General features: G+C 71.7%; 19 protein-coding genes. 9 read left to right on the top strand and 10 right to left on the bottom strand.

The genetic code is table 11. From position 1 onward, the window contains the following. Positions 1–41: 41 nt before the first annotated feature. A complete protein-coding gene (locus N7925_RS34745) occupies positions 42–2243 on the bottom strand; it encodes a serine/threonine-protein kinase (protein ID WP_274346251.1) in 2202 nt (733 codons plus the stop codon). Positions 2244–2275: 32 nt separating this feature from the next. Further along, positions 2276–3178 carry an oxygenase MpaB family protein gene (locus N7925_RS34740; RefSeq protein ID WP_274346250.1) on the bottom strand — a complete coding sequence of 301 codons (903 nt, stop codon included), beginning with the start codon at positions 3176–3178 and terminating at the stop codon, positions 2276–2278. Positions 3179–3456: 278 nt separating this feature from the next. On the opposite strand from N7925_RS34740, the gene N7925_RS34735 reads away from it, so the two are divergent. The 4 genes from N7925_RS34735 to N7925_RS34720 all read left to right on the top strand — a co-directional run bounded on the left by N7925_RS34735 (position 3457) and on the right by N7925_RS34720 (position 7889). Next, positions 3457–4290 (top strand): hypothetical protein, encoded by an 834-nt coding sequence (locus N7925_RS34735; RefSeq protein WP_265603490.1) that lies wholly within the window; start codon positions 3457–3459, stop codon positions 4288–4290. A 118-nt stretch (positions 4291–4408) separates the two neighbouring features. Next, a complete protein-coding gene (locus N7925_RS34730) occupies positions 4409–4939 on the top strand; it encodes a carboxymuconolactone decarboxylase family protein (RefSeq protein ID WP_265603489.1) in 531 nt (176 codons plus the stop codon). Positions 4940–5020: 81 nt separating this feature from the next. After that, positions 5021–6295, top strand: coding sequence for an MFS transporter (locus N7925_RS34725; RefSeq protein WP_265603488.1), 1275 nt, complete (start codon positions 5021–5023; stop codon positions 6293–6295). Positions 6296–6455: 160 nt separating this feature from the next. After that, complete coding sequence (locus N7925_RS34720) at positions 6456–7889, top strand: MFS transporter (RefSeq protein ID WP_274346249.1); 1434 nt, start codon at positions 6456–6458, stop codon at positions 7887–7889. A gap of 73 nt (positions 7890–7962) precedes the next feature. Here N7925_RS34720 and N7925_RS34715 read toward each other — a convergent pair whose 3' ends face one another. Next, entirely contained in the window at positions 7963–8718 is a 756-nt protein-coding gene (locus tag N7925_RS34715; protein WP_265603486.1) for an alpha/beta fold hydrolase, read from the bottom strand. 224 nt (positions 8719–8942) lie between these two features. Between N7925_RS34715 and N7925_RS34710 the strand changes: the two genes are divergently transcribed. Continuing rightward, on the top strand, positions 8943–10172 hold the full coding sequence (locus N7925_RS34710; RefSeq protein WP_265603485.1) for a hypothetical protein: 1230 nt from the start codon (positions 8943–8945) through the stop codon (positions 10170–10172). Beyond that, entirely contained in the window at positions 10156–10926 is a 771-nt protein-coding gene (locus tag N7925_RS34705; protein ID WP_265603484.1) for an alpha-ketoglutarate-dependent dioxygenase AlkB, read from the top strand. The genes N7925_RS34710 and N7925_RS34705 overlap by 17 nt, the downstream gene beginning before the upstream one ends. Before the next feature lie 57 nt (positions 10927–10983). Here N7925_RS34705 and N7925_RS34700 read toward each other — a convergent pair whose 3' ends face one another. The 3 genes from N7925_RS34700 to N7925_RS34690 form a co-directional block, all read right to left on the bottom strand. Beyond that, positions 10984–12162, bottom strand: coding sequence for an acyl-CoA dehydrogenase family protein (locus N7925_RS34700; RefSeq protein ID WP_265603483.1), 1179 nt, complete (start codon positions 12160–12162; stop codon positions 10984–10986). 114 nt (positions 12163–12276) lie between these two features. Beyond that, on the bottom strand, positions 12277–13431 hold the full coding sequence (locus tag N7925_RS34695) for a methyltransferase (protein ID WP_274346248.1): 1155 nt from the start codon (positions 13429–13431) through the stop codon (positions 12277–12279). A gap of 128 nt (positions 13432–13559) precedes the next feature. Then, on the bottom strand, positions 13560–13772 hold the full coding sequence (locus N7925_RS34690) for a hypothetical protein (protein WP_265603481.1): 213 nt from the start codon (positions 13770–13772) through the stop codon (positions 13560–13562). Positions 13773–13929: 157 nt separating this feature from the next. On the opposite strand from N7925_RS34690, the gene N7925_RS34685 reads away from it, so the two are divergent. Together N7925_RS34685 and N7925_RS34680 are read left to right on the top strand one after the other, a co-directional pair. Beyond that, positions 13930–14484 (top strand): GH25 family lysozyme, encoded by a 555-nt coding sequence (locus N7925_RS34685; protein WP_265603480.1) that lies wholly within the window; start codon positions 13930–13932, stop codon positions 14482–14484. 268 nt (positions 14485–14752) lie between these two features. After that, the gene (locus N7925_RS34680; RefSeq protein WP_274346247.1) at positions 14753–15571 is read left to right on the top strand and encodes an endonuclease I family protein; all 819 of its coding nucleotides are present in this window, start codon (positions 14753–14755) and stop codon (positions 15569–15571) included. A gap of 23 nt (positions 15572–15594) precedes the next feature. Here N7925_RS34680 and glsA read toward each other — a convergent pair whose 3' ends face one another. Genes glsA through N7925_RS34665 form a run of 3 tightly spaced genes read right to left on the bottom strand, consistent with a single transcriptional unit; the run spans position 15595 to position 18062 of the window. Beyond that, positions 15595–16944 carry a glutaminase A gene (glsA, locus tag N7925_RS34675; protein ID WP_274346246.1) on the bottom strand — a complete coding sequence of 450 codons (1350 nt, stop codon included), beginning with the start codon at positions 16942–16944 and terminating at the stop codon, positions 15595–15597. A 13-nt stretch (positions 16945–16957) separates the two neighbouring features. Further along, positions 16958–17509, bottom strand: a complete 552-nt coding sequence (locus tag N7925_RS34670) for a hypothetical protein (protein WP_274346245.1) — start codon at positions 17507–17509, stop codon at positions 16958–16960. 58 nt (positions 17510–17567) lie between these two features. Next, positions 17568–18062, bottom strand: coding sequence for a DUF1269 domain-containing protein (locus N7925_RS34665; RefSeq protein ID WP_274346244.1), 495 nt, complete (start codon positions 18060–18062; stop codon positions 17568–17570). A gap of 119 nt (positions 18063–18181) precedes the next feature. On the opposite strand from N7925_RS34665, the gene N7925_RS34660 reads away from it, so the two are divergent. Beyond that, positions 18182–19297 carry a baeRF3 domain-containing protein gene (locus N7925_RS34660; protein WP_274346243.1) on the top strand — a complete coding sequence of 372 codons (1116 nt, stop codon included), beginning with the start codon at positions 18182–18184 and terminating at the stop codon, positions 19295–19297. A 28-nt stretch (positions 19298–19325) separates the two neighbouring features. On the opposite strand, the gene N7925_RS34655 is transcribed toward N7925_RS34660, so the two are convergent. After that, positions 19326–20285: a D-2-hydroxyacid dehydrogenase family protein gene (locus N7925_RS34655; RefSeq protein WP_265603474.1), complete on the bottom strand. Its 960-nt coding sequence runs from the start codon at positions 20283–20285 to the stop codon at positions 19326–19328. Between the last annotated feature and the right edge of the window lie 77 nt (positions 20286–20362).

Genomic DNA, 20362 nt, shown 5'->3' with positions numbered 1-20362 from the left:
CCGCCCCGGCCAGGGGACGGACGCGGGGACGCGCGTGCGGTTCAGGTGCGGTGTGGTCCGGTGGCCTCCGCCGACCGTCCGAGCCGCTCCAGGCAGTGCGCCTCGTCGTCGCGGGCCGCCAGCGTCTGGGGGTGGTCGGGGCCCAGCACCCGGGCGCGCGCCTCGGCGACCTCCCGGTACGCCACCAGAGCCTCGCTCCACCGGCCGAGCCAGCCGAGGCCGGCGGCGACTTCCCGGCGGCTGATCACGGTGTCCGGGTGATCGGGTCCCAGGGTGCGTTCCCGGAGCGCGCAGACCTCGCGCGCCTCTGCGAGCGCCTCCTCCCAGCGGCCGGTCCGCCCCAGGTTGACCCCGAGGCCGTGGCGGGCGCGCAGCGTCTCGGGGTCGGCGGCGCCCGCGGTCCGGGTGCGGTCGGCGACCAGGGAGCGGTACAGCTCCAGGGCCTCCGCGTCGCGGCCGAGCCGGCCGAGGCTGATACCGGCCTCGTAGCGGGCGGCGAAGGTGTCGGGGTGATCGGGCCCGAGGGTGCTCGCGCGGGCCCCGGCGACGTCCTGGAAGGTGTCCAGCGCCTCGGCCCAGCGGCCCAGCCTGCCGAGGGTGTACGCCACTTCGTAGCGGGTGGTGAGGGTGTCGGGGTGCGTCGGGCCGAGCAGCCGGGCGCGGGCGTCGGCGACCTCACGGGCCAGCTGCCAGGACTCCTCGGGCCGCCCCAGCCTGCTGAGGTTGAACGCCAGGTTGTGGCGGCAGCGCAGGGTGTCGGGGTGGTCGGGGCCCATGACGCGTTCGCGGACGGCGAGGACCGCCTCGTACACCTGGTGGGCCTCGGCGTGCCGGCCCAGCCGGCCCAGGGCGTGGGCGGTCGCCTGGCGGGCGGCGAGCGTCTGCAGGTGGTCGGCGCCCAGGGCGCGTTCGCGGCCCTCGGCGACCCCGGCGAACTCGCGCAGCCCTTCCTCGGCCCGGCCCGTGCGGCTGAGGGTGAGGCCGAGTTCGTAACGGCTGGCGAGGGTGTCCGGGTGGTCGGGGCCGAGGAGGCGGCCACGCTGGGCGGCGACCTCCCGGTGCACCTCGCCCGCCTCCTCCCAGCGGCCCAGGCGGCCGAGGTCGATGCCCGCGCCGTGGCGGCCGTCGAGCGTGGCGAGGAGACCGGGAGCGGGTGCGGCGACGGCCGGCCCGGCGTGCGGGGCGGTGGCGGAGTGCGGGGTGCCGGTGGTCCACTGGCCCGTCAGCCCGGCGGCCGGATCGGGCCGTTGGGCGGCGGGGCCCGTCGCGCCGGTCGCCAGGTGTCCGGCGGTCATGGAGCGGGTCCAGGCGGGGAGAGCCCTGGTGCGCGGGGCCGGCGGCCGCTCGGCGCCGGACAGCGCGAGGGGTGCCGGCCCGAGCGCGGGCTGTTCCCCGGTCCGGCCGAGGACGATGCGGCGGTGCAGGTCGCCCGCGTCGGCGGGCCGCTCCTCGGGGGCCTTGGCGAGCAGGTCGAGAACGACGCGGTCGAGGAAGTCGGGCAAGTCGGCGCGGTGGGTGCGCAGCGGTTCCGGCGGGGTGTCGCGGTGACCGACGAGCACGGCCCAGGCGTCGTCCTGATCGAACGGCGGCACGCCGGTGGCGATCTCGTACAGGACGCAGCCCAGCGAGTAGAGGTCGCTGCGGTGGTCGACCTCCTTGCCGCTGATCTGCTCGGGTGACATGTAGTGCGGGGTGCCCATGGCGAGGCCGGTGGTGGTGAGGCGGGAGGTCATGCCGATGTCGTGGCCGAGGCGCGCTATGCCGAAGTCGCAGATCTTCACCGTGCCGTCGGTCAGGCGCATGATGTTGGCGGGCTTGAGGTCGCGGTGGACAATGCCCTGCCGGTGGGTGTAGCCGAGGGCGTCGGCGACCTGTTCCGCGATGTCGACGACGTGGTCGACGGGCAGCGGGTGCTGCTGGTTCTCCTGAAGGAGCTGGCTCAGGTTGTGCCCGTCGAGCAGCTCCATGACGAGGTAGAGCACGCCCTCGTGCTCGCCGAAGTCGTGCACGACGGTGACGCCCCGGTGCTGGAGGGAGGCGGCCACCCGGGCCTCGCGCCGGAAGCGTTCACGCAGGACGCGGGTGAACGCCCGGTCGTGCTGGGGGCCCATGGGTTTGAGGCACTTGACGGCGACCTGACGGCCCAGCGACTCGTCGCGGGCGCGCCACACCTCGCCCATGCCGCCGCGCCCGATCAGTTCGAGCAGTCGGTACCGGCTCTGGATCAGCCTGGTGTCCGCCATCTGCCGCTTCCCGCCCCCGTTGTTCCCCGCTGCTAGCGCTGTGCCCTCCCCGGCCCGTCCAGTATGGCGGCCGGTCCGCGGAGTCTGTACGCGGCGGGGCGGCTGCCGGGGCCCAGCCGTGCCATCGCCCCGAGAATGTGGCCGGGCGGCAGCTGCCAGCGCACCCGGTCCGGGACCGCGCGCAGGACGGCGCCGGTGGCGCGCAACCGCCGGTCGACGGTGGCCGGCGGCGGGGCAGGCCGCCCGTACAGCGCGTGGGCGTACGGGGGCAGGGACTGGTAGGCGAGCGCCGCCACCCGCCGCCACACCAGGGCGCGCGCCGGGACGAGCCAGGGGCGCACGGGCGGGCTACGGAGGAAGGCGTCGACATCGGCGGCCTCGGCTCCGGCGGCGAGTTCGGGGCGTACGCGGTCGAAGTAGGCGGCGAGTTCGGCGGTGGTGGCGGGCACCCGGTCCGGGTCGAGGCCGACGAGGCGGGCGCCGGTGCGGTGCTCGTCGATGTACCGGTCGGCCTGGGCGTCGGTGAGGGGGTAGCCGGAGCGGCGCTGGACCTGGAGGTAGGAGTCGGCCTCGGCGCAGTGCACCCAGAGCAGCAGTTCCGGTTCGTCGACGCCGTACGTCTCCCCGGTGTCCGGGTCGGTGGCCTCGATGGCGCGGTGGATCCGGCGGACCCGGGCGCCCGCCTGTTCGGCGGCGTCGGTCGTGCCGTAGGTGATGGTGCCGACGAAGGACGCCGTACGCATGAGCCGGCCCCAGGCGTCCCGGCGGAAGTCGGAGTTCTGGGTGACTCCGCGCACGGCGCGTGGGTGGAGTGCCTGGAGGTAGAGGGCGCGGATGCCCGCGATCCACATCATCGGGTCGCCGTGCAGCTGCCAGGTGACCGACCGGGGCCCGAAGAGGCCGGGGTCGGGTCGCGGTGGAGAGGCGTCGTTCATCCGCGGGTACCTCCGGCTCGGCGGTGCACGGGGGCGGTGCCGGTACGCGTACGGACCGGGACCGGGACCGGAATCGATGGTACGTCGGGGACGGGTGTCTCCGGCAGGGCGGGTCGGACGGCGACCGGCCCTCGTGCACGGTGGCCGAGCGGTTCACGGTCCGTGCAAGGCCGTGTTCGGCGCGCCTCCCGGAATACCCCCCAGGGGTATGCTGTTGTGACGGATGTCCCCAGGACGACAGAGAAGACCCGAAGGCACATCACACACGTGGAGTCACGATGAACAACCACTCCGGCCACGACATGACCGCCCACGGCGGCGCCCGTCCCGGTGGGCTGTCGGTCTCCGAGAACGGGTACACCCTGGAACTCGACTCGACGATCTTTCCGGCCGGGGTGCGGACGGTCACCTTCCGGGTGACCGGTCCCGACGGACGACCGGTGACCGCGTTCACGCCCGAGCACGAGAAGAAGCTGCACTTCATCGCCGTCCGGCGCGACACGACCGGCTTCCAGCACGTGCACCCGGTGATGGACGGGAAGGGCACCTGGAGCGTCGATCTGACGCTGGAACCGGGAGACTGGAGGTTCTTCGCCGACGTCCACCCGGTCGGCCACGGCGGAACCATGGCCCTGGGCATCGACGCCTCGGTCGCCGGGCCGTACGCCCCACAGCCCATTTCCGGGGGCTCGCGCAGCGCCCACGTCGGCGAGTACACCGTCAGCCTCGACGGCGAGCTCCTGCCCGGCACGGCGAGCGACCTGACGCTGACCGTCAGCCGGGACGGGCGGCCGGTCACCGATCTGCAGCCCTACCTGGGCGCGTACGGGCATCTGGTGGCGCTGCGAGTCGGCGACCTGGGCTATCTGCACGTCCACCCGGACGGCGAGCCCGGTGACGGCGTCACCGAGCCGGGGCCCGCGATCACCTTCATGGCCGCGGCGCCGTCGGGCGGCGTCTACCGCCTCTACCTGGACTTCCAGCACCAGGATGTCGTCCGGACGGCCGAGTTCACGGTACGGGCCACCGCGACCGTCACTCCCGGCCCGGACGCGGCGCCCCGGGCTGCGTCCGAGCACGCGGGCCACCGCGGCGGCCACGCACACCACTGACCGGCCGCGGAAACGTCACCGGCCGGGCGGGCCGCGCACGGCCCCGCCGCGGGGCGCTCGGTCCGTCGAGCGCCCCGCCACCCTCCCTCCAGCACAGCCTCCCCTCGGAAGGACCGCCATGCCCCGCCTGACCCGACTCACCCCCGATACAGCGGTCGGCGCCTCGCGCGACCTCCTCGCCGAGCTGGTCTCCCGGCACGGCGAGGTCGGGGACATGGTCTCCACGATGGCGCACTCGCCCGCCGTCCTGGGCGGCTATCTGCAGCTCAGCCGGGCCATGGGGCGAGCCAAGCTCGACCGCGGGATCAGCGAACGGATCTCGATCGCCGTCCAGACCCGGCAGGGCTGCCGGCTCTGTCTGGACGCCCACGCCGGCGCCGCTCGCCGGATGGGAGTGGACGAGGGCGAGATCGAGCGGGCCCGCGCCGGCACCTCGGACGACCCCGGGATCGCGGCGATCATCGCCCTCGCCCTCCAGGTCTACCGCGAGCCCACCTCGATCACCGACGCGCAGGTCGTCGCAGTCCGCGAGCACGGCTACAGCGACCGTGCGATAGCCGACGTCGTCGGCGTCGTCGCACTCAACGTCCTCACCGGCGCCTTCAACCTGCTGGCCGGACTCACCCCGGAGAGCGGCGCCGATGCGTAGGGACACCCCCGCCTCCCCCTGCGGGGCGCGGCCTCCGGCGCGAGGCCGCGCCCCGCCGCACGGACCCGGAAGGAACACGCCATGCGCCTGTTCGCCAACCGCGACTACCGCCGCCTGTTCAGCGCCCAGATCATCGCCCTCTTCGGCACCGGGCTGGCCACCGTGGCCCTCGGGCTGCTCGCCTACGACCTCGCCGGTCCGAGCGCCGGAGCGGTTCTCGGCACCGCCCTGACCATCAAGATGGTCATGTACGTGGTCATCGCCCCGGTCGCCGCCGCGTACGTCGACCGTCTCCCCAGAAGAACCCTCCTGACCCTCCTCGACGCGGTACGCGCCGTGGTGGTCCTGGCGCTGCCGTTCGTCACGGAGGTCTGGCACATCTACCTCCTGGTCGGCCTGCTCCAGGGCGCTTCCGCGGCGTTCACCCCGACGTTCCAGGCCGTCATCCCCGACATCGTCACCGAGGAGTCCGACTATGTACGCGCCCTGTCCGCCTCGCAGGTCGCCTCGACGATGGAGAGCCTCCTCTCCCCCGTACTGGCAGCGGTCGCCCTGGCGTTCCTGAGCTTCGACCGGCTGTTCCTCGGCACCTCCGCCGGATTCCTCCTCTCCGGCCTGCTCGTGCTGTCGACGCGCATCCCCGAAGCCCGTCCCAGCTCCCACACCCGGGCATGGGACAGGGCGACGGCAGGGATCAGGACCTTCCTAGGGACACCACGGCTGCGCGGCGTCATGGCGCTCAATCTCGCGGTCGCGGCGGCGGGGTCGATCGTCGTCGTCAACACCGTCAACTACGTCCGTGACGAGCTCGGGGGTTCGCAGTCGGCCGTCGCGTGGATGCTCGCCGCCTCCGGCAGCGGGACCCTGCTGGCCGCCCTCGTCCTGCCCCGGATACTCGACCGGGTCGCCGCCCGGACGGTCATGGTGACCGGCGCGGGAGTCCTCGTCGGCGGCACGGCCGCCGCGGTGACGCTCGCCGCGGCCGGACTGACCACCTGGGCCGGCACGACGGTCGTCTGGGCCCTGATCGGCATCGGCATGGCGCTGGTCATCACGCCGACCGGCAAGGTCCTGCGCGCCTCGGTCGAACCGAACGCGATCCCCGGGGTCTTCGCCGCCCAGTTCTCGCTCTCGCACCTCGCCTGGCTGATCACCTACCCCATCGCCGGATGGCTCGGCACGAGCACCGGCTTCGCCGCCGCCTGGTCCGCCCTCGCGGCGCTGGCCGCCGCGGGCGCGATCGGCGCCCTCCTCCTGTGGCCGCGCCATGACGGACGAGGAGCCGCGCCCAGGATCCTGACCCCCGTTCCGGCCGGGCGCCCGTCGGACCGGTCCACCCTCTCCAAGGCCGCGTAGAACGCGCTGTCGGCCGCCGCGCGGGACCGTGACGAAGCCCGGTAAGGGGCCTATGCCCCGACAGCCGTATCCGAACGGCCCCACCAGCAGATCGTCATACCCCTAGGGGGTATATTGCTCACTCGAAGCGAGATACCCCCCTCCCGTATAGGAGAAAGCTATGTCAACCTCGTCCGCCCCTCCCAGCCCACGCCGCTGGACAGCACTCGTCCTCATAGCCCTGGCCCAGTTCACGGTCATCATGGACACGTCCATCATTGGCGTGGCCCTGCCCAAGATGCAGGTGGACCTCGGCTTCTCCCCCGAGGGCCTGTCCTGGGTGTTCAACGCCTACGTCGTCGCCTTCGGCGGGCTCCTCCTGCTCGGCGGGCGACTCTCCGACCTGTTCGGCGCCAAGCGGATCTTCGTCGCCGGGTGGATCGTGATGGCCGGGGGATCGCTGGTCGCCGGCCTCGCCCCGGAGATCTGGGTCGAACTGACCGGGCGCGCCCTGCAGGGCGTCGGCGCCGCGCTGATCGCCCCGTCCGCCCTGACGCTGCTGATGATGCTCTTCGGCTCCCGCCCCAAGGAACTGACCAAGGCGCTGGCGCTGTACGGCGCGGCGGCCCCGGCGGGCGGCACCGCCGGCGTCTTCCTCGGCGGTGTGATCACCGAGTACGCCAGCTGGCCCTGGGTGTTCTACATCAACATCCCGATCGCCCTGATCGTGCTGGCCCTCACCCCCGGGGTCATGCCCTCCTCCCCCGTCCGGCGCGGATCCGTCGACTTCGGCGGAGCGGCCACCGTCACCGTGGGCCTGGCCACCGCCGTCTACGCCATCGTCCGCGCCCCGGAAACCGGCTGGGGCTCGGCCGAGACCTGGCTCGTCCTGCTGGCCGGCCTGGCGCTGATCGGCGCGTTCGTCGCCATCCAGTCGAAGCGCCGCGAGCCGCTGATGCGACTGGGCATCTGGAAGGCCCCCAACCTCGCCGGGGCGAACATCGCGCAGCTGCTGATGGCCGCCGCGTGGATCCCCATGTGGTTCTTCCTCAACCTGTACCTCCAGCAGGTCCTGGGGCTGGGCGCGTTCGCCTCGGGCGCGGCCCTGCTGCCCATGACGGTCGCCATCATGATCATGATGATCGTCCTGGCACCCCGTCTGATGGCCCGATTCGGGAGCAAGCCACTGATCGTCACCGGCCTGCTGGCGCTCGCGGCAGGCATGCTGTGGCTGTCCTTCGCCCGGGCGGACGGCACCTTCTGGGTCGACGTCCTGCCCGCGTCCCTGCTGGCCGCGGCCGGCATGTCGCTGGCGTTCATTCCCTCCCTCGGCACCGCGCTCTCCAGTGCGCGCCCCGAGGAGGGCGGCCTGGCCTCCGGCATCGTCAACACCAGCTACCAGGTCGGCTCCGCTCTCGGACTGGCCGCGATGACGGCCGTGTCCGCGGCGTACGGCGCCCGTGAGCTCGGCAACCCCGAAGCGCTCACCAACGGGTTCTCCGCCGCCTTCATCGGAGCGGCGGCCCTCGCCGCCGTCGGCGCGGTCGCGTCACTGCTCACCCTGCGCGGGGCCCCCGCCCAGGACTCCGCCCCCGGCGAGAAGCAGCCCGTCTAGGGCGCCGCTCGAACCCGCAGGGGCCGGTCCGGCGGGCCGGCCCCTGCGGGGCGGTCGGGTTCCGGCGGTCGGCTCAGGCGCGCAGGAACGTCTCGACGCTGGTCGTCAGGGCCAGCGGAGTCTCGTACATGGGGTAATGACCGCTGTTGGGGATCTCCTCCAGTTCGGCGTTCGGATAGTGGCTGAGCCACGTGGCGCGCATGGCGTCGGCCGTCAGGGCGAGATCGTGCTCGCCGACGATGACCTTGACCGGAACGGGGTTGCCGGTGATCCGTTCCGTGAGGTCGGCGGTGACCCAGTCCTTCACGTAGCCGCCGAACGCCTCGCGGGTCGACCCCTCCAGCGAGCGGTCGACCATCAGGTCGAGCCATGCCCGGGGCGCGCGTCGGCCGGTGACCAGGTCCACGATGGCCCGGCGCTTGTCGGGGTCGTGCGCGGCGCCGTAGAACAGCGCCTCCCCGTCGCGGTCCAGCGGATAGACACCGGCGGGAACGGGCGCCAGGCCGACCAGCTTGCGCACCCTCCCTGGAGCCTGGGCCAGCACCTGTTGGGCGGCCTTGCCGCCCATGGAGTGGCCGATGAGGGAGAAGCTCTCCCAGCCGAGTTCACCGGCCAGGGCGAGCGCGTCGTCGGCGATCTCGGCGAGCGTGTACGCGCCGCCGACGGCTCTGCGATCGCCGTAGCCCCGGTAGTCGAGCAGCGCGTAGCTGAAGGTGTCGCCGTCCAGGTAGTCCAGGATGGGGCCCCAGCCGGAGCTGGTCCCGAACCAGTCGTGGAGCACCAGCACTTTGTGGTCGCCGGAACCGATCAGACGGTGCGGCATGCTCATACGGGGTCCCTCCCGGGTGGTGGACGATCGGGCGCGCGGGGCGACGCGCGCCCCGGATCCCTTCCCCCGGCCGGGACCGCGAACCCTGGGCACGGAGCCGGGCGTCATGGGCTCGCGCACGCTCTTCTCCTGAGACGATCGGGCCTTCGCCGGAGGCGGACCGTTGCCATCTCCCCCGCTTCGAGCAGACCATCGAGTCCCGCGAAGAGAACAGGTACCGGTTCATGCACACAACAGAGCTGACAGAAGCCCACATCGAGGACGCGAGCAACATCCTGGTCGCACCTTCGGTGCTGCACGGCGACGACACGGTCAGGAGCTTCTTCGGTTCCGTCATCACGCCCGAGGATCTCGCCTCCGGTGCGCCCGAACTCACCGAAAGGACCGTCTACCTGTGCGGTGACATCTCCGTGTTCAGCGGCCGCCGACTGCACCCCGCCGCCCGGGTGTTCGTCGTCCGGGAGCTGTCGCACGGGTACCGCGAGGACATCGACGAACGGTGGCCCCTCATCGACATCGGCCGCGTCCCCCTCCGCGTACACGGAGTCGGCGTGTACTACCGCCGCTTCTTCGGACTCGACGCCGGTCATTTCGAAGGGATCCGCGGGGAGCACGCGTTCCAGTCCCTGACGGAGTCCACCAAGCCCGGCACAGCGCATCGCAGCGGAATCTATCTGACGCCCGTCACACGGAACGGCGACGAACTGCGTTTCCGCCTGCTCCGGTGCTCCACGAACCTCTCGGGGCCGACGGAGGGCTTTCGCCCGACCGACACGCTCATCGTCGAGGCGCTGAACCGCGAGGCGGCCACCGTCTTCCGGCACCAGGCTCCGCTGAATCACGTCCTCGCCCAGATCTACCACAACACCCCTGCCACGACGGAACGCAAGCAATCCAAGGCCAAGATCTCGGCCCATGCCGACAAGACCAAGGACATGCCCGTCAACGGCATCATGGCCTTCTGCACTTTCTACGACCGGCTCGACAGCCTGCGCCCCCTCACCGATGACGCCTTCGACTACGGCGTGAAAGGCGCCAGCGGGCTGACCAGACTCCGCTTCCGTCTCAAGGAGACGGCCGAAGAACGCGACGGGACCCCGCTCCCCTCGCAGTTCGGCGTGACCCTCTATCCCGGCTCCGTGTTCTTCATGCCGCTGTCCACCAACCGCCTGTACACGCACGAGATCCGGCCCTCGGCGCTGGACGCCGAGTTGCTCCCGACCCGCCTGGGGTACGTGGTGCGCTGTTCGAGCACCGAAGCCGTGCACAGAGACGGCCACACGTTCCTCGAAGTGGCCGGGGACCTGGTGAGGATGCAACCGCCCACACCGGCCGGGCTGGACGATCTGCGCAAGCTGTACGCCGAGGAGAACAGGACCTCGTCCTTCATCGACTACGGCGACCGATTCCTTTTCAGCATGAACACGGGAGATTACGTTGCCCCCAGGATCTAGGTTTTCGGATGAGATCCTCGTGTGCGCCGTGCCGACCGAGGGAGATCTCTTCTCGGAGCTGTCCGCGTCGGCGCAGCTGGAAGAGCTGGGCAAGGGGCGGCGAGGCGCCGTGCTCACCGGGACGGACGAGGCGGACGGCGTACCGCTCGTCCGCACGACCACGCGGTACAGCAGCCCCGCGCAACGCTTCCGGGCCGTGCACGAACGGCTGGCGCGACGCGTCAAGGAACGTGCGGCGCTGCCGGTCGGCTTCAACAACGCCCTCATCGAGAGCTACACGAACGCCTACGCGAGAATGGGCAGCCACTCCGACCAGGCACTCGATCTGGCCGACGAGTCGTTCATCGCCGTCCTCTCCTGCTATCGGTTTCCCGAAGCGGGCCCGCCGAGGAAGCTGATCTTCGAATCGAAGGAGTCCGGTGACGAGAGGTTCGAGGTCCCCCTGACCCACAACGGTGTCGTCGCGTTCTCCGTCGACGCGAACAGGCGGCTCAGGCACAGAATCGTGCTGGAGGATCCTTCCCGGACAGCGGACAACCTGTGGCTGGGCGTGACCTTCCGTACGTCGAAGACCTTCGTCCGGTATCGCAACGGGCAGGCACACCTCTCGCGGGGTGCTCGCCTCACCTCGGCCGACGAGGAGCAGAGGAGCGAGTTCTACCGGCTGCGACGCCGCGAGAACAGGGAAACGGACTTCAGCTACCCCCCGCTGACGTACACCGTCAGCGAGAGCGATCTGATGCCGCCCGTCTGACCTCGGGGCCCCGCACGACGAGGCGGGGCCAGTCTCGCCGCGAAGGGCGACTGCCCCTCACCGCCGCACGCGCGGCATCCCCAGCCCGATCCACGAGATGATCTCCCGCTGGATCTCGTTGTTGCCGCCGCCGAAGGTGAAGATCACGGCTGATCGGTAGCCGCGTTCCAGTTCGCCGTGGAGCACCGCGCCGGCCGAGCCCTCCTTCAGCGCGCCCGCGGAGCCGACGATCTCCATCAGCCAGGCGTAGGCGTCCCGGCGGGCCTCGGAGCCGTAGACCTTGACCGCCGAGGCGTCCTGGGGGGTGAGGGTGCCGTTCTGGAGGGCCGCGACCATCTGCCAGTTGAGCAGTTTCATCGCGTCGAGGCGGGTGTGGGTGCGGGCGAGCAGGGCGCGGACCCAGCCGAGGTCGATGATCCGGCGGCCGTCGGCGAGCTTGGTGTCGGCGGCCCAGCGCTGGACGTTGTGCAGCGCGCGGACCGCCATCGTGCCGTGGGCGGCGAGGGTGACGCGTTCGTGGTTGAGCTGGTTGGTGATGAGCCGCCAGCCCTCGTTCTCCTCGCCGACGCGGCGGGAGACCGGCACCCGGATGTTCTCGTAGTAGCTCGCGGTCGTGTCGTGCGAGGCGAGGGTGTTGATCACGGTGCAGGAGTAGCCCGGGTCGCTGGTGGGGACGAGGAGCATGGTGATGCCCTGGTGGGCCGGCGCGTCGGGGTCGGTGCGCACGGCGAGCCAGACCCAGTCGGCGGTGTCGCCGTTGGTGGTCCAGATCTTCTGTCCGTCGACGACGTACTCGTCCCCGTCGCGGACGGCGCGGGTCTTGAGAGCGGCGAGGTCGGTGCCGGCGTCCGGTTCGCTGTAGCCGATCGCGAAGTCGATCTCCCCGGCCAGGATGCCGGGCAGGAAGTGGGCCTTCTGCTCGTCGGTGCCGAACCGCATGATCGTGGGGCCGACGGTGTTCAGGGCCATCAGCGGCAGCGGTACGCCGGCCTGGGCGGCCTCGTCGAAGAAGATGAACTGTTCCATCGGGGTCAGTCCCCGGCCGCCGTACTCCTTCGGCCAGCCGACCCCCAGCCAGCCGTCGGCGCCGAGCCTGCGGACCGTGTCGCGGTAGAAGCGCTTCTGGGCGGCGGGCTCCGCGTAGCGGGCGTAGGCGTTGTCGGGCACCAGGGTCGCGAAGTAGCTGCGCAGTTCGGTACGCAGCCGCTGCTGCTCAGGCGTGTATTCGAGGTGCACGGCCCCTCCAGAGTCTCGCTTCGGCGTCGTCCGTGTGCGGCGGCGCACACAGTAGAACGTGTTGCAAGAATCCGGAAGGGCCGGCGGGCGTCCGGCGGACGAAAGGCCCAGCGGTCAGCGCTTGACTGCGCGCAGCACCACGAATTTCGGGTCGCCGGCGACCGTGGTGCAGTTACCGAAGATCCGGCGCAGGTGGGTGTGGTACGAGAGGTGCCGGTTGCCCACGACCCAGAGCTCGCCGCCCTGGCGCAGGGCGGTCCGCGCCCCGGCGAACATCGTGCGGGCCGTCGCGTCGGTGGTCGCCGTGTGCGAGTGGAAGGGCGGGTTGTTCAGCACCAGGTCCACGCTGCCCGGGTCGAGGTCGCCGAGACCGTCGCCGACCAGGAAGTCGGCCTTCGCACCGTCGGGCGCACCGGCCCGGTAGGTCTCCTCGGCGGAGGCGACCGCCCCGTAGGACTCGTCGACGAAGGTGAGGTGCGCGTCGGGGTTGGCGATGGCGGCGGAGAGCCCGAGGACCCCGTTGCCGCAGCCCAGGTCGGCGACCCGGACCGCCCCGGACCGGGTGGGCAGGTGCTTCAGGAAGAAGCGGGTCCCGATGTCGAGGCGCTCCGCGCAGAAGATCCCCGCGTGGTTGACGGCGGTCAGGCCCGCGACCGGGCCCACGTCGGCGGGCAGCTCGTAGCGGTACGGCCACGGGCTCGGCGTACGCGGCAGAGCGGGGTCCGGGGTGCAGAAGATGAGCCGTGCCTTGCGCACCGCGAGGGAGGTGCGGGTCGGGCCGATGATCCGCTCGAAGAGCTTGAGCGTGGAGGTGTGGATCTCCTTGACCATGCCGGTGCCGATGATCACGGTGCCGGAGTGGACGGAGGGGGCGATCCGGTGGAGCTGGTCCTCCAGGAACGCCAGGGACTTGGGCACCCGGACGATCAGGACGTCGATCCGGTCCGGCGGGGTGTCGCGCGAGGAGAGCAGCCGGACCGCGTCCTGGTCGACGCCGTTCCTGGCGAGGTTGGCGAGGGTCGCGCGCCGGGCCAGGTAGGAGTCGCTGATCTGGACCGGCCGGTGTGCGGCCAGCGCGGTGGCGAGCGCCCCCCACCGGTCCCCCACGACCGCGACCGTCCCCGAGAGGTCGACCGGGCCCGTCTCGGGGTCCGTCAGCTGCCGGAGCAGGTATTCGTCGGCGGCGTCCCACGCACGGAAGGGGTCGCGCGGGTGCTCGGGGAAGCGGGCGAGCTCGAAAGCGCCCTGTGAGGTCGTCAAACGGTTCATATGTCACTCAGGCTAGCCGAGGGAACCGGGGCGCGCCCCACACGCTCCCCGGCACCCCGGCCGCATCCACCTCGGCGTACTGCTCCGCACACCCGCCCACCGGGTCTCCCTGAGGGCCCGCCGGACCCTCAGGGCAGTTGCTTGTCGATGGCCGACCGCCCCTCGGCGGCCAGCTTGCGCCGTGCCCATTCCAGGGTCTTGGGCGTCAGGTCCCGCCCGGAGGCGAGCACCAGGTCCTCCGCGCTCGGCCGGTCGCTCGCGCCCGTGTGCAGGAGCCGGTCGGGCGTGATGCCGTCCGGCCCGGACACGGCCGCGGATACGGGTTCGGACTCTTCGCTCATGCCGCCTCCTCGTCCTTGCGGCAATTCTCGTCCCCCGCGGGCCCGGCCGCATCCGAGGAGCGCGCGCCCGTTACCCGGGAGGGTGAATCTGCCCTTGGGGGGCCTGGGAAGTGGGCAGGGAAGGAAGGTCGTTGCCCCATGATCCGAGGCGGTGCCCATGCTCCACGGTGTCGACGTCAGCGCCTATCAGCCCTCCTACGACACGGACGGACTCGACTTCGTCATCATCAAGTCCACCGAAGGCCGCTCCTATGTCAATCCGCGTCTGGACGCGCAGGTGAAGCGGGCCAGGGACGCCGAGTGCGTCGTCGGCTTCTACCACTTCCTCTGGCCGGGGGACGTGGCGGACCAGGCGGCGTACTTCCTGAGCAAGACCCCGGAGAAGGCGGGCGATCTGCTCGCGGTCGACTGGGAACAGACCGGCGGCGGGACGCGGGCGAGCAATGCGGACAAGGACCGGTTCATCCGCGCGGTGAAGCGGGAACGGCCCGGCCACCGGGTCCTGTTGTACTGCAACCGCTCCTTCTGGCTCAACCACGACACCACCGGCTACGCGGGCGACGGGCTGTGGATCGCCGACTACGGCACCGCGGGCAAGCCCCGCATCGAGGCGGACTGGCGCATTCACCAGTACACCGACGACCCCCTCGACCGGAACGTGGCCGACTTCGGCTCGGCCCGCGCCCTGCGCGACTGGGCGGCCGGCCGGTAGCGGCAGCGGCCGGGGAGGGCGGACACCCCGCACGCCCCGCGCATCCCGTACGCCCCCGGTGGCCCTGGGCCACCGGGGGCGTACGGCGCTTCGACGGCTTCCGGCGGGCCGATTCTTGACCTGCACATGATAGGTACACAGTGTTCACACGTGGGGCACGGTGCGTGTGGAAGGCTCCCGCCTGACCACCTACCGCACGGCCGTCGCGCGGGCACCCCCACCCGCGGTCCTCGTCGCGGCGCCCGCGTTCCGGAGAGGACACCCCCACATGTCCCGTCGTCACTCGTTCTACGCGCGTCCACTGCTCGCCGCGGTGGCGGCCGTCACCGTGCTCGCCGGCACCGCCGCCGCGGCCCCGTCGGACGGCTCGCCCGGCCGTCACACCGCGACTGCGGCGGCCCTCGACGACACCTACTACCAGGACGCGCTCGGCAAGACCGGAGCCGAGCTGAAGTCCGCCCTGCACACGATCATCAGCGACCAGACCAAGCTCTCCTACAGCCAGGTGTGGAACGCCTTCAGGGCCACCGACGAGGATCCCGCCGACTCCTCCAACGTCGTCCTGCTGTACACCGGGCGCTCCCAGTCCAAGAACGACAACGGCGGCAACTCGGGACAGTGGAACCGGGAGCATGTCTGGGCCAAGTCGCACGGTGACTTCGGCACCGCGACGGGCCCGGGCACCGACGTCCATCATCTGCGGCCCACCGACGTCAGGGTCAACTCCACGCGCGGGAACAAGGACTTCGACAACGGCGGGAGCGAACTGGGCGACGCGCCGGGCAACTTCACCGACGGCGACTCCTTCGAGCCGCGCGACGAGGTCAAGGGCGACGTCGCGCGCATGATCCTCTACATGGCGGTGCGCTACGAGGGCAACGACTCCTTCGCCGATCTCGAACCCAACGACCAGGTGAACAACGGGTCCGCGCCGAAGATGGGCAAGCTGTCCGTCCTGAAGCAGTGGAGCCGGGAAGACCCGCCGGACACCTTCGAAAAGCGCCGCAACGACGTCATATTCGACCAGTTCCAGCACAACCGGAACCCGTTCATAGACCATCCGGAGTGGGTCGGCGCCATCTGGTAGTCCGGCCCGCCCGGCGGTACGGCTCAGTCCTCCCCGGCCAGGGTCTGCGCGCAGCCTTCGACGGCGCCCTCACGGGTGGCGTAGCGCGGCAGGTCCTGGCCGGTCCGTTCCCGCACGAGGTCGGGCGGGCCCAGCAGATCGTTCGGATCGACGACCGCCGCGCGCCGCCCGTCGCCGGCGAGCCGGGCGAGCCCGGTGTGCAGCATCGCCAGGGCCACGGAGTCGACCGACGTGACGTCGTGCAGGTCGAGGACGACCGAACCCCCGTCCGGTCCGGACTCGTCCAGGGCGTACAGCACGCGCTCCGCGGCCGTGAAGTCGATCGACCCCTGGGCGACGACGACGCCGACCTGTTCGTGGAGGACCCGTTCGTGCCCGGCCGAGGGCGCCGACGGCAGGTCGTCCGCGGTGGTGACGAGGGTGACGGTGGAGCCGGGGAGCGCGGGGTTGAGCATGAGGTGGAGCCCGTAGCGGTCCGACATCGCCTCCAGTGCGGCGTGGCCGCGCACCGATCCGCCGGTGGCGTCCAGCGGCGGGCTGTAGGTCGCCACGCCGAAGCGGGCGGGGCCCACCGCGATGAGGCCGCCCGACACCCCGCTCTTGGCGGGAAGGCCGACGCGCAGCAGCCATTCGCCGGAGCCGTCGTACATGCCGCAGGTGGCCATGACGGCGAGGACGCGGGCGGCGACCTCGGCGGGGACGACCCGCTCGCGGGTCACCGGGTTCACGCCGCCGTAGGCGAGGGTCGCGGCCATCGTGGCGAGGTCGACGGCGGTGACGCGGATCGCGCACTGACGGAAGTAGCGGTCGACCGCCAGGACCGGGTCGACGGGCAGGGTGCCGGTGGAGCGGATCAGGTACGCCAGCGCCCGGTTGCGGTCCCCGGTCACCGACTCGGAGGTGAACACCTCTTCGTCGACGTCCAGTTCGCGCCCGGCGAAGCAGCCGAGGCAGTGCAGGATCCGGTCGAAGGCCGGTGCGTCCGGGGTGTCGGGGATCAGCGCGGTGGTGACGATCGCACCGGCGTTGACCATGGCGTTGGCGGGCCTGCCCGTACCGGGTTCGAGGCTGATGGCGTTGAACGCCTCGCCGCTCGGCTCGGCGCCGACCCAGCGGCTCACCTCGTCGAGGCCGAGCAGGGAGAGCGCGAGGGCGTAGACGAACGGTTTGGAGACCGACTGGAGGGTGAAGGGCACCTCGGCCTCGCCTGCGACGTACCGGTGTCCGTCCATGCTCACCAGCGAGAGACCGAAGGCGTCTGGGTCGGCGAGGGCCAGCTGCGGGATGTAGTCGGCCGGCTTCCCCTCCCGTACGCCGACGAACCGGTCGCGCAGGTTCTGGAGGGAGTCGGTCACCGCGTCGGCGGCGCTCATGGCCCGCGCCTCCTCAGCCGCGCTCGGCCTGGGCGACCCGGGGGAAGGTCTTCACCCCGGCGGCCTTGCGGCTGTTGGCCTGGGCGGTGACCGTACGGTCCGGCGGCGCGTCCTCGACGCCGACGACGAGGGTGTCGAGGACCTTGTCCCCGGCGTCGACGAACTCCACCTTCACAGCGAAGAACGTGGGCTCGTCCGTGGGGTTGGTGACCCGGACGAGCGCGCTGCGGACCTCCTCGGACGCGGTGAGCGGCAGTCCGCTGACCGAGACGTCGCCGACGGCGTTGCCCCGGCCCTCGACCTCCTCCAGCCGCTTCGTCGCTTCCTGCCGTACGCGTTCGGACTCGGCGGAGACCGAGGCGGCGAAGCTCTCCTGGGTGCGGGGGCTCGGTGCCTCGGAGGGGGGTGATTCCTCCGGCTCGGGCGTGAGGGTGTGCACCCCCTGGTCGGTGCCTTCGCCGCTGGTGTCGGAGTCGCAGGCCGCCGTGAAGGCGAACAGGAGGGCCGCGACGGCGACGGGGGCCAGGGCGCGTACGGCTCGGTGCGCGGGGAGTTTCGGCTTCACGGACGGTCCGTCCAATCCAGGAGAGGGGGTGCGAGAGGAGGGAAGGGCTGCGCGCGGGTCACACCGTCTCGTCGCCGAAGATGTCGCGGAGCTTCGCCTCGCGCTCGGTGTCGAGGTTGCTGTGGAGGAGTTCGGCTCCGTCGCCGGGCAGTTGTGCGCCGATCCGCTCGGGCACCTCGTTCATGGTCAGCAGGAACAGCGCCGAGGTTCCGGGCGTCACCTTCTCCTTGACCTCGGCGATGAACTCGTCGTCGATGCCGACGTCCGCGAGCTTTCCGCCGAGCGCCCCGGCGGCCGCCCCGATGGCCGCGCCCAGCAGCGGCATGAGGAAGATCAGGCCGAAGAGCATGCCCCAGAAGGTCCCGCTGAGGGCCCCGGCGCCGACGAGGTTCAGCAGCTGTTTCGTGCGCGGCTTGGCCCGGTCGGCGGGCCAGCTGACCACCGCCGCGTCGAGGATCTTGATCAGCCCTTCCTTCTGAAGGGATTTCAGCGACTCCTCGACGCTCTCCGCGCCTTCGGCCGTCCCGAACTTCCACACCGTGAGCGTGGACATCGCGCAACCTCCCGCACTCCAAGGGCAACAACTCGCTCATATTAGGATCAAAAGGTATGAATTGACTCGTCGAAGCATCCGCTTCATACGGGAGCGGGTTCGAGCCCTGGGAGGGAACGATGGATACGGACGCCCTGACCGCCGACCTGTTGCGGGAGCTGCGGGCGACCCGGCCCTATCCGGCCCTGTCCCTGACCATGCCGACCCACCGCAAGGCCCCGGACAACGCCCAGGACCCGGTCCGCCTGCGGAACCTGGTGGCGGATGCCGCACACCGCCTCGAAGCCGATGAGCAGGTCAGCCGCGAGGTCCGGGCCGCCCTCGTGCACCAGCTGGAGCGGGCGGCGGCCGAGGTGGACCCCCGTGCCGCGATGGACTCCCTGGTGCTCCTCGCCACCACCGACGAGTACTGGATCTGGCAGCTTCCGCGCACCGCACCCGAACGGGTGGTCCTCAGCGACACCTACCTCACCCGCAACCTCGTCGCCGCCAAGGCCCAGACCCGGCCGTTCCGGGCGCTGACGGTCGCCGCCGACCACGCGACGCTGTGGGTCGGCACGGGCGACGGCATCCGCCAGGAGGAGGTGGGCGGCTTCCCGCTGACCGCGCCGAAGGAGCCGCCGAACCCGCAGCGCGAGGAGCGGATCGGGGACACCCCGAGCCTCTTCAGCGACGAGGAGACGCGGAACTTCTTCCGCGATGTCGACGAGAAGCTGCGCACGGTGCTCGCCGACGACCCGCGCCCGCTGTATCTGGTGGGCCTCGCCCCCGCCCTCGCCCTGCTGGACGAGGTCGGCGAGAGCTCCGGGTCCGCCGTCGGCCGGGTCACCAAGGGCGCACCGGCCGACCTGTCGCCCGCCGAGGTCCTGAAAGAGCTGCGGCCCGCCCTGGACGAGGGCGCTCGCCGGGCGGCGGAGGAGGTGGAGACCCGGCTCGACAACGCCCGCAGCGCCCACTCCTTCGCCGGCGGGCTCGACGAGGTGTGGGCCGCGGTCCGTGAGGGCCGGGCGGGGCTGGTCGTGGTGGAGGAGCACTTCCAGGCGGCCGTTCAGGTGACCGCCGAGCACCTGGAGCCGGTGCCCGAGGGAACCACGCAGAGCGCGGACGGCACGATCCGCGAGGACATCGTCGACGAACTGGTCGAAGCCGCGCTCGACAGCGGCGCCGAGGTGGTTTTCGTCGAGGACGGTTCGCTGGCGGACCACGGCAGGATCGCGGCGGCGCTGCGCTTCTGACCGAAGCCGCTGACAGGGCCCTGCGCCGTCAGCCCAGGCGGCGGAGCGGCCGCCCGTCGAGGAAGGCCCTGATGTTCTCCACGGCCTGGCCGTAGTAGGTCTCGTAGTTGGCACGCGACACATAGCCCAGGTGCGGGGTGGCCAGCAGGCGCGGAGCCGTGCGGACCGGGTGACCGGCCGGGAGCGGCTCGGTGTCGAACACATCGGTCGCGGCCCCGGCGATGACGCCGGCGTGCAGGGCGGCGAGCAGGGCGTCCGTGTCGACGACGGCCGCTCTGGAGGTGTTGATCAGATACGCGGTCGGGCGCATCAGGGCGAGTTCGGCCGCGCCGATCAGGCCCCTGGTCCGGTCGCCGAGCGCCAGGTGGACGGAGACGAAGTCACTGGAGGCCAGCAGTTCCCCCTTGGAGGCCGCCAGCTCCGCCCCGGCCTCGTCGGTCCGTTCCTTCGTGAGGTTCTGACTCCACGCGAGGACGTCCATGCCGAAGGCCCGGCCCACCTGCGCCACCCGGCCGCCGATCTTCCCGAGTCCCAGCAGCCCGAGCGTCCGTCCGTGCAGGTCGGCGCCGAGGGTGGACTGCCAGGGGCCGTCCGTGCGCAGGGCCTGCGCCTCGGGGACGATCCCGCGCGCCAGGCCGAGGAGCAGCGCCCAGGTCAGCTCGACGGGCGGGGTGGAGGAGCTGGCGGTGCCGCAGACGACGACGCCGTGCCGCTTCGCGGCGTCGAGGTCGATGACGGAGTTGCGCATGCCGGAGGCGACGAGCAGCCGCAGCCGGGGCAGCCGGGCGAACAGCTCCGCCGGGAAGGGCACCCGCTCGCGCAGGGTGACCACGAGGTCGAAGTCGGCGAGGGCCGCGGCAGCTTCGTCCTCGGTGGCGAGGTGCTCGGTGAAGGTCACGACCTCGACGTCGGCGGTCACGGGCGACCAGTCGACGACGGTGGTGGCGACGGACTGGAAGTCCTCGATCACGGCACAGCGCAGCTTCATGGCGGCCTCTCCGGTGGGTCTCGGGTCGCCACCCATGATCGCTCATCGCCCCGTCGGCGAGAACGGGCCGGTCGGTG

Origin of the sequence: Streptomyces sp. CA-278952, from assembly GCF_028747205.1 — a bacterium.
Classification (GTDB): Bacteria; Actinomycetota; Actinomycetes; order Streptomycetales; family Streptomycetaceae; genus Streptomyces.
Note: the sequence above shows the minus strand (reverse complement) of the source record. Positions and strands in the feature narration are given on the sequence as shown.